This is a genomic window from Paraburkholderia ultramafica (assembly GCF_902859915.1).
GTDB lineage: Bacteria > Pseudomonadota > Gammaproteobacteria > Burkholderiales > Burkholderiaceae > Paraburkholderia > Paraburkholderia ultramafica.
This window is the reverse complement of record NZ_CADIKK010000008.1, coordinates 69,890-82,774: the sequence shown is the minus strand read 5'-3', so window position 1 is coordinate 82,774 and position 12,885 is coordinate 69,890. Positions and strand designations below refer to the sequence as shown.

8 protein-coding genes and 4 pseudogenes are annotated in these 12,885 nt (G+C 59.5%); 6 read left to right on the top strand and 6 right to left on the bottom strand.

Going from position 1 to position 12,885, the window contains the following annotated elements; genetic code table 11:
* Positions 1-9: 9 nt before the first annotated feature.
* Positions 10-363, bottom strand: a complete 354-nt coding sequence (locus HV744_RS10635) for a hypothetical protein (RefSeq protein WP_175149460.1) — start codon at positions 361-363, stop codon at positions 10-12.
* A 483-nt stretch (positions 364-846) separates the two neighbouring features.
* Positions 847-1,143 (bottom strand): annotated as a pseudogene (locus HV744_RS10630) (IS91 family transposase); the annotation flags it as partial.
* 325 nt (positions 1,144-1,468) lie between these two features.
* On the opposite strand from HV744_RS10630, the pseudogene HV744_RS10625 reads away from it, so the two are divergent.
* The 5 genes and pseudogenes from HV744_RS10625 to tnpB form a co-directional block, all read left to right on the top strand.
* Positions 1,469-1,741 (top strand): annotated as a pseudogene (locus HV744_RS10625) (IS30 family transposase); the annotation flags it as partial.
* Positions 1,742-1,881: 140 nt separating this feature from the next.
* Complete coding sequence (locus tag HV744_RS10620; protein ID WP_175149459.1) at positions 1,882-2,736, top strand: AsmA family protein; 855 nt, start codon at positions 1,882-1,884, stop codon at positions 2,734-2,736.
* A 1,777-nt stretch (positions 2,737-4,513) separates the two neighbouring features.
* Positions 4,514-6,004, top strand: a complete 1,491-nt coding sequence (locus tag HV744_RS10615; RefSeq protein ID WP_175149458.1) for an RICIN domain-containing protein — start codon at positions 4,514-4,516, stop codon at positions 6,002-6,004.
* Between the two features lie 726 nt (positions 6,005-6,730).
* Positions 6,731-7,207, top strand: coding sequence for an IS66-like element accessory protein TnpA (tnpA, locus tag HV744_RS10610; RefSeq protein ID WP_175149574.1), 477 nt, complete (start codon positions 6,731-6,733; stop codon positions 7,205-7,207).
* Positions 7,147-7,560 carry an IS66 family insertion sequence element accessory protein TnpB gene (tnpB, locus tag HV744_RS10605; RefSeq protein WP_425497683.1) on the top strand — a complete coding sequence of 138 codons (414 nt, stop codon included), beginning with the start codon at positions 7,147-7,149 and terminating at the stop codon, positions 7,558-7,560. The genes tnpA and tnpB overlap by 61 nt, the downstream gene beginning before the upstream one ends.
* A gap of 15 nt (positions 7,561-7,575) precedes the next feature.
* Here tnpB and HV744_RS10600 read toward each other — a convergent pair.
* From HV744_RS10600 to HV744_RS10585, 4 genes and pseudogenes are all read right to left on the bottom strand, one after another.
* A pseudogene (locus HV744_RS10600) lies at positions 7,576-7,806 on the bottom strand (winged helix-turn-helix domain-containing protein); the annotation flags it as partial.
* A gap of 111 nt (positions 7,807-7,917) precedes the next feature.
* On the bottom strand, positions 7,918-8,643 hold the full coding sequence (locus HV744_RS10595; protein WP_175149456.1) for a CHAD domain-containing protein: 726 nt from the start codon (positions 8,641-8,643) through the stop codon (positions 7,918-7,920).
* Between the two features lie 159 nt (positions 8,644-8,802).
* A pseudogene (locus HV744_RS10590) lies at positions 8,803-8,904 on the bottom strand (tautomerase family protein); the annotation flags it as partial.
* A 41-nt stretch (positions 8,905-8,945) separates the two neighbouring features.
* Positions 8,946-10,571: a DUF2252 domain-containing protein gene (locus HV744_RS10585; RefSeq protein ID WP_246279000.1), complete on the bottom strand. Its 1,626-nt coding sequence runs from the start codon at positions 10,569-10,571 to the stop codon at positions 8,946-8,948.
* 709 nt (positions 10,572-11,280) lie between these two features.
* Between HV744_RS10585 and HV744_RS10580 the strand changes: the two genes are divergently transcribed.
* Entirely contained in the window at positions 11,281-12,630 is a 1,350-nt protein-coding gene (locus HV744_RS10580; protein WP_175149455.1) for an FAD-binding oxidoreductase, read from the top strand.
* Positions 12,631-12,885 lie beyond the last annotated feature (255 nt).

Genomic DNA, 12,885 nt, shown 5'->3' with positions numbered 1-12,885 from the left:
CGTTTTGCGTCATCTCGCGAATAGCTTCGCTTTGCGCCAAGTTGCAAATGCGCCTTTGACGAAAGCATTACCAGCCTTGTCGGCGAGCGCGTATGCCTGCTGTTCGGTCATCCAGTACCGCTGGCTAGCTGCATCGTACTGGAGACAGCCAGAAGCGGCGAGATCGTCCAGCCACTCGCGCACGCAGCACAATTCTGTTTTGGTTGTGTTTGCAAGCTCGTTTGCTGACGACGGATTGTCAGCAAGCGCTGCATAGAGTGCCAGTCTGTTGCTGGCATCTATCGTGGACGCGTATATGACCGGTTCACGACGATGATGAATTGCGCTGTAGAACTTGGCAAGCATCCCGATATAAATAGCCATGGTGCCTCCTGACCTTGCGTAGTTGCAAAGACGGGGTCGACGGAACGGTCCACTGGATCAGTCGAATCGCGGCGGTCGGATCGGGGACATGAAGAGTCGGATGGCGCCAGTGTGCCGCCCCGACTGAAACGAGAAAAGCTAACTTTTCTAATTTCAATTAAGGAACGCTAATGGGTTGCCGCGTGTCGCAGTGTGACCCGACGCGCTTTGCCTAGTGCCGAACAGAAGGGAACAATTGCAGGCAGTGTCCATGTCCGAGTTGCACTGACGGCAAAGACCGACGAGACTCGCCGGACGAGGCCGCGCGGCTCAAATGGCCGTTTCTGTTTGTAGGATAGGGGTAGGAAACGGCGATCGCCGTCCCCTCCCTCCGAACCCGGTGTGCAGTTTTCCCGCGACGGGCTCTCCAGTCAGTTGTTTCCACATCGGGATTGGCGCGCCAATCGAAAGGCCTCGGACATCGTGAACAGCCCAAGATTAGCGAAGAAGCCCGTAGAGCACCGCCTTGTTGTACCAGGCGATCGCACTGATCGCAGCGGGCAGCGTGAAGACGACGTGGTAATACTCCACGGGCAGCAGGTCGGCCTGACGTGCCTCGAGCCACCGGTGTGCGGCGCTCGCCTGGCACCTTGGACAATGTCTATTACGACACGAGTTATAGGCGATCTCCACCTTTGCGCAGCCGGAACAGCGCAACACATGTCCACCCAGCGCCGCGCTGCGGCACTGTTCGATGGCCGACATGACCTTCAGCTGGGCGTAAGGCCGACACCGCGACACATCAGTGCATCATCGCGCGCCGGAGCGGCGGCCGCAGCACAGCGGATACTGCAAAACTTGTCCGATGCTGTCAAAGCCAGGTCACGTGCGTCTGGACGGTGGCTCAACAGACAACACTGCGTAGCGCATTGCCCCGCTATTGCGACACAACATTGGTTGAAATCGCACACCAAGTTACAGCTTTCCTTGAAATTTCCGACGCAGTAGACACAACTTTAGTTTTGTTCATTGGCTTGGGCCCCCAGGTCGTCTTCGTTAGTGCGGATCCTGGCGTGCGTCCACGCTGCCTTCGCCAGCATTCCGGCCCCCTTCCAGAATCCCATCTCACAAGATCCTGACCGAGCGCACCGGCGTGCAAATCTATTTCGCCGATCCGCACAGTCCATGGCGGCGCGGCTCGAACGAGAACACCAACGGCTTGCTGCGCCAATACATGCCCAAGGGTTCGGACCTGTCGATCTACTCGCAGGAAGAGCTCGACGCCATCGTGCTGTCGCTCAATACGCGGCCCCGGCAAACCCTCGGTTGGAAAACGCCGCTTGCCGTTTATACCGAGCACATGGCCCGGTTACAATTGCAGGCCGATTCAACTCATTAAGTCCGTGTTGTAGTTGGTCCTTCAGACCGCCTTCCCATTTTTCCATTTCCAAGCCACTTCTGTCGTCAATATTGGCGACTGCTGATTAACACGGCCGCGCGTCTGGACGGGCCGCCGCCTTTCATGGATCACCCAACACCATGCCAAAAACGCTCGGACTTGCCATTGCCACCCTGCTCGCCGTGGCCGCTATTGCGCTGTGGACCCTGCTCGCCCGGTTCGAACCATCCATCAAATCCGCCATCGAGACGGAAGGCGCCCTTGCGACCCAGACGCAGGTGCTCGTGGGTAGCGTCCAATTCTCGCCCTTCACCGGCGTGGGCGCGCTTGATGGACTTACCGTGGGCAACCCCACTGGTTTCTCTTCGCCGTACGCCGTAGTGGTGGACCGTATCGCCTTGCAGGTGGAAAGCGGCTCACTTCTCGGCGGCGGCCCTGTCATTGTTGATTCCGCCACAGTCATCGCGCCGCAGATTACTTACAACGCGCAAAGTCCCACCGCCACCAGCAACCTGGAGACCATCAAGAACACAGCCCAAGCCTATTCCGCCACCCCGGCCGCCATCCGGGCCGGCAGCAACGCGCGCAAGGTCATCATCCGCAACCTCACCGTCATGGGCGGCGCGCTCTCACTTGACATTCACCTGCCCGGAGGCGCGCTTACGGTACCGCTGCCTCCGCTGCATCTCGCCAATATCGGCGCGACCACAAACGGCGCCACGCCGCCCGAGATCATCCGTGCCGTGTGCGAGGCGCTCGCGGACGAAGCGAAAAAGGCGGTCACCGAGGCCATCGCCCAGAAGCTCAAATCCGTTATCAATATGCTTAAGCCGCCCGTAGGTGGGTTGCCAAAGCTGCCTTCCCCTCCGTCCCCTCCGTCCCCTCCGTCCCCTCCGTCCCTGCCGCCCCTGTCGTCCCTGTCGTCCCCGCCATCCCTGCCATCGCTGCCACCCCCCCCACCCGGCCTACCCTTGCCGCCCCCTCCCGGCTTTTAGGGCCTGACGGGCCACTGCAATCCAGTCCCGATCAGAACCGCAGAGCGCAATAAATCTGTCACCACCCGCAGCATGGCGCGATGCGGGAAAGCGGCGTTACTGTGACAGTTTTGCTTCCACTCCGAACGAAATGAAAGTGTCAATTCGCCTCAATCAGAATTAGATTCGTCACTTCGCATCGCAAATGCCGGGAAATCTTCTGTACTGCATTGACTTATCGAGTAATTCTCATTGCAACCGATGTGTTTTTCGTGACTCGACGTTGGCCGAGCGACGGACCGGCTCGATTGGCGTGAGGCCAGTTACCTCCCGAAATGCAGTTGTTGAGATAAGAAAAGTTATCGCCAACGTTGCGCTTTGGGGCAGGACGCGGGTGCTTCGACTTCGCGCACCCGGCGCGAACAGAGATACCGGGACGCCCGCGACCGGCGCTTGGCGACCCATAGGCGTCCTTCGATCCGGGGCAGCACTATGTCGGCTTCTGTTTAGGTTTGTAGGATGCCTGCCCTTGACCGTGCACATGGGCGCGCGCCACAGGCGCATGCGGGCAGGCGTCGTACAAACCCCGATGGAGGAAACCGCGGAGTGTCCCGGTGCGGCCGGAACCTGTATCGCTATGGGGATTGGAGCGGTCGCACGCGACGTCGGGATGACGGTGAGGTCAGCCGTAGAACGCATTAAAGATGTCAACGTTGCGACTATAAATTCGTCAATTCGCGCTCCGGAGCGTCCCGGTAGCGTGGCGAGCCATACTCAGTATGGGTTTGCCGGCCGCGAAATAAAGTCGGCACTTCACGCTTGAGGTGCGGCCTTTGACGCGCGGCCGCCGACCATGACCCACAACCGCGGCCAACGTATGCCAACCGCATCGGGCAGCACCCGGCCAGCTACGGAGTTTGGTCGGCGCCTAAGCTCGGACGTTCCGAGGTCTGCTCAGCCCCAGTACCTGCCGCTCAGGCAGCGGGCCCCTGTCTTGTTGTCTTGCGATTAGTTTCGCTTCATCCCGTCGATGATATACACGGGCATAAGAGCCCTATTCTCATGGAGGAGTCCGGCAACCGTTCGTAGAATGGTCTTCTCTGGACCATCCGCCTACCATGGCTCCATGGGCGGTACGGTTTTTTTAGAGATGGCCATGTCAAACGTTCTTTATCACTGGATTTTTATCGGTAGCAACGCGTATGACGAGTACACATTTGTCCCCTGGCTGAATAAGACCGTGTATCGCCGGACTGTTGACCTTAACCGCATCTGTATCCAGTGAGGCCACAATGAGCACATGCCCGCGGCCAATTGTGACAAGGATGTGTAGTGTCTGTTGTTTAGGCTTGTAAGACATCAGAAATTTGTCGTTGACAGCGCCATGCTGCAGCCGCTGTGCGGGAAGCGCCGCTGGTCGGCCAATTCGTCTCGCAAGGCGCGTGATTCGCAAGAGTCGCCTGACCGTCGGCCTTTTCCCCAAGAGGACTTCCCCGCGTATCCGAACCCGGCACCCGGTTTCGCGGGCAAGACCCTTTCGAAGCAACTGTGGGTGACTTTCGACTTGAATGCGGCACGATGAAACCGATTCTTTTGAACGGGGGCAAGGTCAACGTGCCAGGAGCGTCGGGCTAAAGTCCGGTTCGCGGATGACGATAAACCGTCCAGTTGCGACCGCAACTCGGGCATGAAGCGTTGCCCCCTGAACGGTCGTAATCGTGCTCCGCTTGTGGCTACTTGAGCCGCCGCCTGGCGGAGCTTCTCTTTCAGTGCGTTAGATTTTTTTCAGGGCAACCCGATGAAAAGCAAACGATGGTCAAATGGTTTAGTGGTGTGTTTGGGTCTCTCCACTTCGTTGCTGATGCAGGGCGCGCACGCTGTGAACGTCACGGTTCAGCCTGGGCAGAGCATTCAGAGCGCACTCCAATCGGTAGCAGCAGCGGGCGGCGGCACCGTTACGCTTGGCGCTGGTGTCTGGACCTTGACCAGTTCGATTCAAATCCCGGGCAGCAACATCACGCTGACGGGCCAAGGTGCAGCGACCGTGATTCGGGGACCATCGACGCCCTATGTGTGGAATCTGATTCTCGTGAATGGCCAGAAGACTCTGCACGACATCACCATCTCGAACCTTGTGCTTGACGGTCAGGTCCCGAAGTCGGCGGCATTTGATCCTAACAACGCTTACTCCGTAGCGGGCGGCGGCCTGAACGAAGCCGCGAAGGGTTTTGAGCTTGTCGACGCCAGCAACCTGAAGATTTCGAATGTCGAGGTGAAGAACACGGCGGAAGGATTGGCAACCGGGTCCATCAATGGACTGACCATCGACCGCTCATACTTCCACGATAACGGCATCATGGTGCACGGCAACGATGGCCTTGCTTGGCACAATGCTTATCTGTGGGGTTCGACGAACGTGACAATCACCAACTCGCGGTTCTTGAACTCGTGGGCGGGTGATGGCTTGCATATCAATGGACCAGGGAGCAACACCATCACTGTCGATAGCTCGACATTCGTCGGTAATTATCGCCTTGGCATCCATGCGCAGCAAACTCCGACCAATCTCACCGTCTCGAACAACGATCTGAGCTTTAACGGCTCGACGGCGCCCGGCACTGCGCACTATAACGGCCTGTCGATGAACGGTCTCGACATGGAGTCCACGACTGGATCGATCGTCGGCAATACCGCCATCGGCAACACGAATGAAGGCATCGTCACCCGAAGCGGAACCGGCACGCTTTCCGGCAATACCGCACTCGCCAATAGTTGGTGGCAGATCGACAACTTCGGCTCCTATACGGTCGGCGCGAATTATTCAGTCCAGGGTCATGGTGATGCACGCGGCGTCGGGCCGATTCCGGACGGGACATATCAAATCGTATCTCGATCGAGCGGATTGGCGCTCGCACCGTCCGGTACGCAAGCAGATGGCACTTTGCTGATACAGACGACTTATACGAGGTCGACAAGCCAACTGTGGAGCTTCGTCAATTTGGGCAATGGACAGTATGAGGTCACCTCCGCGAGCAGTGGCCTTGCGATGGATGTGAGCGGGGCGGGCACGGGGGATGGGACAAACGTTCTGCTGTGGGATTACCACGGCAGTGTCAATCAGACCTGGCGTGTCATCTCGGCCGGCGGACAGTACTACCGACTGTGCCCCGCCCACGCGCCGGGTTCGTGCCTCGACGTTGAGGGTGGCTCGACGGCCTCCGGTACAAAGGTAGAACTTTGGCAATACCAGGGTTTGCCACACGAACAGTGGCAGATTCTCGCCCCATGATCGTAAGCTGCTAGGCAAATCCAAATACGGGCGTCCCACGCGGGGCTTTATGACTCCGCGTTTCAAGCCGAGTGCGTCGAGTGCCTTCATTGCTTCCTCCAAGCGTCAAAACTGGGTAGATTTTCTTCGAGCTAGTCGCTGTCGTGACGGTAAAGCGACATGTATCCGCTACCCTTTATTCGGCGCAGTTCAGATCGAGTGGCATGAGGGTGGTCCACGAGTAGCCGTCGCATGCGAGCCCTATAATCTTCGCGCTGACACAGGGCAAACATTGCCCTCCATGCTGAGGCGATGTCGGCGAGTCCTGATGAAGTGGGCGACACTTTTTGGGGCACGCCAATAGCTTGCGCGAACTCATCTGGACTGCCGCACGCGAGCAGACCGGCGATCAGACGCCATGTGCTGTTGCCCAGCGTGGACCTACGTCGGCGCTCCTAAGTCATTGACGGTAAAGGGTCCGTTTGTCAATCGGTGGATTTGGAGTGCGTGTTGAAATTTCGAGAATGAGAGTTGCGATCGAAGAGCCCCCAGCGTATGAAACGTCTTTCACTGATTCCGTTTAGCTTGCCTTTTCTGCTCTTCGTTTATACGACTCCGAGCTGGGCTGGCAGCGTCGACAAGGACACCCAGGTTGAGATCGTCGTAAGCGCGAATTTCTCCGCACGTAGCGCGACGGATTGAAAGACGTCACGCTTGCGTCCGCAACCACAACTTGCGGACGCAACCATGACTGAAGATGACTTGGCTTTTTTGCCGCTGAAGGTAGCGCATATAGATCGGGGCGGCAGGCGGGTGTTTGACCCTCAGGATAAGCGGCGACTGATCGAGGCGTGCCGGCGGCCTGGAGTATCGGTATCGGGCATGGCGCTCAAGGCCGGCGTAAACGCGAACCAGTTGCGCAAATGGATTTGCGCACGCACACCGGCGAACGAAGCTGCGCTCGCCGGGCCTGACAGTGCGGAAACGTCACCGTCAACGTTCGTGCCGGTCGTTGCGGTTGGCGACACGGCGTCAGTGTTGTCCCGTGCGCCTGCTGCGTCGTTAGCCCCGGATCGTCGCGAGGCATCTCGTGCGTCACTGTGCTCGGCGCCGTCGGCGCGTTTGTCGGCGACACTGCCCAACGGCGTCATGGTTGAACTCGAATGCTCGGGGCAAGACGGTTCGCTCGTGACGGCGATGATTGCTGCGCGGGGGGCGCACTGATGTTCCGCTTCGACGCCGATCTTCGGATCTACCTGCATCGTGAGCCGATCGACTTCCGCGCCGGACTGAACACGCTGGTGACGATGGTCGAGCAGTCGATACAGCTTGACCCGCTCGCGCGATCCGTCTTCGCGTTCCACAACCGGAAACGCGATCGCGTAAAGCTTCTGCTTTATGACCGGGCCGGATTCTGGCTCATGTTGAAACGCCTCGAGGCGGACCGCTTCATCTGGCCGCGCCGCCAACAGGCCGTGATCGAGCTCGCGACCGAACAGCTTCACTTGCTGCTCGACGGTGTCGACGTTGATGCGGTGCGCCGTCATCCTGCGCGGCAGTACTGCCACGCGAGCTGAATTGCGGTATCACGGCCCGGCGAGGTTGTTCATGGTGTCGATCGCGTCCCACGCCGCCTTGTAGCTCATGCCGACCGCCTTCGCAGCGCCCGTGATCGAGCCGGTTTCGCGGATCGCCGCAAGCAGCGCGATGCGCGCGGCGCCGCCCAGCGTTTCACGGCCGGCACGCAGCCAGACTGAACCGCGGAGCTCGAGCGGCTCGCCGCTTGCATCGGACCTGGATGGGAAAGACGGTGTGCCGTTCATCGGTCGCGGGATCGTCGGGTCGATGCGGCCATTATAGGAACGCCGCACCCCTCGTGAAACGCCACGCGCCGGCTGCCGGACGTGGCCGCGCCGGCAGTCATATGACGAGCGTCATGCCTCGCGCTTGATCTTCGGCGTGCCGAGCGTGCGCAGCAGCCGCTCGCCTTCTTGCGCCGTGCAGCGATTGACCGCCTCGCACCAGCCGCGCGCGAACCCTTGCTGATAGGGCGTCAGGTCGAGCCGCTCGAAGAAGCGCAATGCGGTAGCCGCATCGCTGCCGTCGCCCAGCGCGCCCTGGATGCGCACGAGCGTCTTCGCGACCGTACGCCGCGTCTTCTCCGAGGTGATCGGCTCGAAGAATTCGAGCGCGTAGCGCAGGCGCTTCACCTCGATGCGCTGGCGATGACGCGCCGCCGCATCGAGCGACGTCAGCGCGGGCGCGCCGATCAGGCGCTTGAAGTGCTTGCGCACGCGCGTCTCCGCGAAATCGTGCAGCAGCGCTGCGCACTGCGCGAGTTCCGAGCCGGCTGCGAGCGGCGCGTTGCACACGGCGTCGCGGATCGCGACGCCCAGCACATGATCCGTGCGGCGCGATGCGACGATCCGCCGAATCCCCGGCACGACTTCGATGGTCACACGCCAGCCATGCGCGGCGAGCGCGCCGTCGCGGTCGAATATGTGCTGAGTCACCGGCACGCGGCTCGACAGCGCCGTGATCCGCTCTGCGCGGTTCAGCGCATCGGCGAGCGCGCCGCCGATGCCGTCCCGGTGCGCGTCGCCCTGCACTCGCTTGGCCCCTTCGCGCCGTGCGAGCCGGTACGCTGCTCGCGCGTCCATTCGTCGGCGGATTTCGCTTCGACTGCCAGCACGATTTCGACGACACGAGGCATGGACGCTCCACGAGCGGGGACGTGTGTCCGTCGATGTTATACACGGCGCCCCGCGCTCGGCAAACGGTGCGCGGCACGGTACTTGCCGCCGGTGCCGCGCGGCCTGCTACACGTACTGCGCAATGCCGTTGCCGAACGACCCGTTCTCCTTCAGCACCTCGACCAGATTGACGAAGACGTCCTCGGGACGCACGCCCGGATGCTCGGCATCGTCTCCAGAGTAGGCGCCTCCACCAAACCCGGGGCGGTTCAGTACAGCGGCGTGCCCGCGTTGTAAGTGCTGACGAAGGACTGCCAGTCCAGATTGACCTGAGCCGCATAGTTGAAGGCGAAGGTCGAGATTTCCGACTCCAGTCCGTTCTTGCTCGTGACAGCATCGCTGACCTGCTTGTCGATACTGTACGAAACGATGGCGCTGTTGTAGTCCTGGTCGGAAATGGCGTGAGCCGATGCCAGCGCCTGGCCCAGGTAGGTCGCAGCCGTATTGAGTTTGCCGGCGCTGGTCAACTGCGTATAGTCGAAACCTTCCGCATACGGCGACTTCTCGTGGAAGTAGTAGTTCACGCCGTTGATCGTGGCGTATCCCACCAGCACGTCGGCGTTCAGCGTCTGGGCCTTGCTGGTCTTGGCGACGCGGTTCGCGTCGTTGCCGTTGTCGGCGGACGACAAGGTCTGCCCGTTGCTGCTCGCTTCGGCTACGGCGCTGCTGGTTTCCTGCTTCAGTTCGAGGATGACATCGTCCGAGGTCGAAGCGGATGGGCCTTCGATCAGGATGTAATAGCGCAGTTTGCCAAGACTGCCCACGCCGGAGCCCAGCTTCTGGTGGATATCCTTGACCTGGTAGTAACTTGCAGCGTACTGCTTCGATGACGAGATGGAACTGATATAGCTGCTCATCGCTGCGGCGATGTTGCTGTAGGTCGTGCTGTTTACCGGCACCAACGTGTTCGCGATGTTCTGGAAAGTACGCACACCGTTTGTCACCTGCGTGTACTTGGTCAGCAGATCCGAGCGGGTATCGTTGCTGGAGTTGCTGATCGTCGTCTGCACGGCGCCGGACGTGTTGCCATTCTTGAGCTGAAAGCTGAGCTCCGCGCTGGTTCCCTTGAAAGAGTCCATTTCACTGACATAGGCTCCCACCATGGTCTTGATGGCGGTCGTGATGTCGCTGTCGGCGATGCCGTTGGCGCGCCCCGCGAGGACCATGCTGGTGGCCAGCCGGCGCAGATCCCACACATACTGGCCGAGATAGCCCTCGTCAAAATCATTGACGGTGAACACGTTGTCGCCAGCGCTGTCCTTCCATGCGCCGAAGTTGCCGATGTGGGCGTCACCGCCAAGCCACGTGTAGCCGGTTTGCGTGGTCGTGTAGCTCGACGGCGGAAGCGTCAACATGTCCTGGTAAAAAATATGGTCGGTGCCACGGAAGAAAGAGAAAGCGTCGCCCGCCATGGTCGCCATCTTGGTTGCCAGGTCGGTACTGTCCGTGGCTGCAAAGGGATGGTTGTAGTCGTAGATCTGCGTCGCTACCCAGCTGGTGCGCGAAGTCTGTGCCTCGGCGGCAGGCGCGCACAGCAGGCAGGCTGCGGACAATGCTATCAACGCTTTCTTCATTGCTTTCCCCTGAGATAAATAAAAAGGAGCAGGATTGCTCCCCTTTATTGGCGACGGGCATTCAAGCAATATCGGATGACAATGGCGTGAATTGACCCACTTTAGAACGGCCGCTTCGGAGAATGTCTGATGACCGTTTGGGGTCGGCTGCGGAAGTTTGCCGATCAGGGCGATGCGTTGCGCATCCCCTCCTCGATGAATTTCCGCGTTCGGCCATCGAACTATGTGAGCCGATTCTGGGAGCGTCGTCTTCTCAAACACCAGTGCTTACCAAAGGCATTTCTATATTCGCGAAATGGTTGGCATCGCAGTTACGCTCCATGCAAATGTGCGATCCCATACACAATGCCGAGTTTGAGTTCGAAATTATTCGGTAAGTCACCTATTCTGTTGATCGTCAAATCAACTGCCATGTCGCTCCCTGAATACCCTGGCGCAGCCTCAGACGTACGATCGAATACCGCCGGGCGTTAAGGCCGAAATTAGGGCAGCGCATTTTAACGACAGAGTCGAATTGGCAAGCAGCGGAAGTGTAATTGACCAAGTGCTCAAAGCCCGCCCGACAATGAACTGATCGAATATATCTATGGGTTCACATCCGAAGTCCTGATTAAAAAGTTTAGCCAACAAGGAGCGGGCTACTTCCTGGCGCGGATGGATGCAAGTATTGTCGGGTGTGCCGGCCACGCGAAATCAGATGACGGTATTGCGGAACTACAGAAAATGTATGCCCGCCGCTGAGGCGCGGAGCAGAGGCGTTGCGCGGGGCCTGATGACTGCTTGCTTGGACGCCATACGAAATGGCGGGTACGCAACGCGCGTTTGGAGACGGTGACGTTCATGAAGGAGGCCATCGCCCTTTACGATGCCTCAGGCTTTAAGAGAGGCAACACCTTCCGTTCGGCGATGCCGATCTTGCGCCCGATCACCATCTTCATGGAACGAGAAATTTAAAGGAGCTTTCGACGCCATGCATGAAAGGTTGCTCAGTAACCTCGTTTCGTCTGGATGTCGAGGACCGGTGATCGGTCGGGACCATCCAGACTACGACGATGCGCGGCGAGTGTGGAATGGGCTTGCCGACCGCAGGCCCGCCGCCATATTGCAGGCGGAGAGCGTCGATGATGTTCGAAGGGGCATCGAGTCGGCAGCCCAGAGCAATGCCCTCCTGGCAGTGCGAGGAGGCGGGCATAGCATACCGGGCCTATCCACCTGTGACGATGGTCTCGTGCTTGATCTATCACGGCTCAATTCGGTCGTTATGGATGAAAAGGCCGGGACGGTAGACGTTGGCGGCGGAGCCCTGTTGGGCGATCTCGATCAGGCGGTCGTTCCCAGAGGCAATGTGGTGCCGGCGGGCGTAATCTCCCACACCGGTGTTGCCGGGCTGACCCTGGGTGGCGGCATGGGCCGGCTCAGCCGCGCATATGGGCTGACGATTGATTACCTCGCGGGAGTTGAAATCGTAACCGCGGACGGAGCAGTGAACTGGATCGATATCCATTCAGACCCAGAGTTATTTTGGGGGTTACGCGGGGGTGGTGGAAATTTCGGCATCGTCACCCGCTTCCGTTTCAAGCTTTGCCCATTGGGGCCGGTCATGGTCGGCCAATGGAACTATCCGGTCAGACACGCTAAGGAGGCGATCGGCACCCTCGACGAGTTGGCTCGATCTCGGCCGCGCGAATTCTCCGTCGCATTCACCCTGACGTCATCGGGTTTGAGCGTGACGGCGGTCTGGGTGGGCGATATCGCTCACACGGAGCAAATGCTCGGGCCGTTTGGCCGGCTCGCGCAGGCAGGACAGGGAAACATCGCGCACCTGCCGTTCGTCCAGCTACAAAGCTGCAACGATGACCACTTCGCCTGGTCCCGGCGGTACTACGCCAAAGGCGGTTTCTGGCGGAGTATCACGAACAATGCGATCGATACGATGCTCCGGGAGGTTGATGCGGCTCCCACGCCAGATTCGGAGATTTACGTGTTGCAACTCGGAGGCGCGGTCGCAGACGTGCCAGAGGATGCGACCGCCTATTCCGGGAGACAAGCGGCATATTATTGGATTGTCGAGCCAGTGTGGGACGATCCGGCGGACGACGAACGGTGCATAGCATGGGGGCGGGCTGCCGCCACAAGGATATCGGACCAGTCCATACAGGCCAATTACGTCAACGAACAGGGAGATACGGCCATCGCTCCAAGTGCATATGGCGCTCTCAAATATGAAAGGCTTGCGCGTCTGAAAGCACGTTGCGATCCGGCCAACCTCTTCCGCCTCAATCAGAATATCGTGCCCTTCCCGCGACCTACCTCTGCGTGATTTTTGGTGCAGCGAATATCCCCATCTTAAGACTGTTGCTGCCCAACGACCGTGAGCAGCCAGAAAGACAGAAAGAGCGTCCGTCGGTCTATTTGCGAGGCGGCGATAAGTAAAGTAAAAGAAATCGAGTGGCGGTACGGGATGACCGTTCCACACAGATACCTGCCCTTGCAACTCCGACTGATCGACCGGCAGCAACGGGTCGACTTCTGCCCGATGCAGCCGATCGAGGCCGGGCCCCATCGTCGGTTCAGC

Coding starts and splice junctions, on each gene's coding strand:
- HV744_RS10635 (WP_175149460.1), bottom strand. CDS start 363: ATGGCTATTTATATCGGGATGCTTGCCAAGTTCTACAGCGCAATTCAT.
- HV744_RS10620 (WP_175149459.1), top strand. CDS start 1,882: ATGCCAAAAACGCTCGGACTTGCCATTGCCACCCTGCTCGCCGTGGCC.
- HV744_RS10615 (WP_175149458.1), top strand. CDS start 4,514: ATGAAAAGCAAACGATGGTCAAATGGTTTAGTGGTGTGTTTGGGTCTC.
- tnpA (WP_175149574.1), top strand. CDS start 6,731: ATGACTGAAGATGACTTGGCTTTTTTGCCGCTGAAGGTAGCGCATATA.
- tnpB (WP_425497683.1), top strand. CDS start 7,147: ATGCTCGGGGCAAGACGGTTCGCTCGTGACGGCGATGATTGCTGCGCG.
- HV744_RS10595 (WP_175149456.1), bottom strand. CDS start 8,643: ATGGACGCGCGAGCAGCGTACCGGCTCGCACGGCGCGAAGGGGCCAAG.
- HV744_RS10580 (WP_175149455.1), top strand. CDS start 11,281: ATGCATGAAAGGTTGCTCAGTAACCTCGTTTCGTCTGGATGTCGAGGA.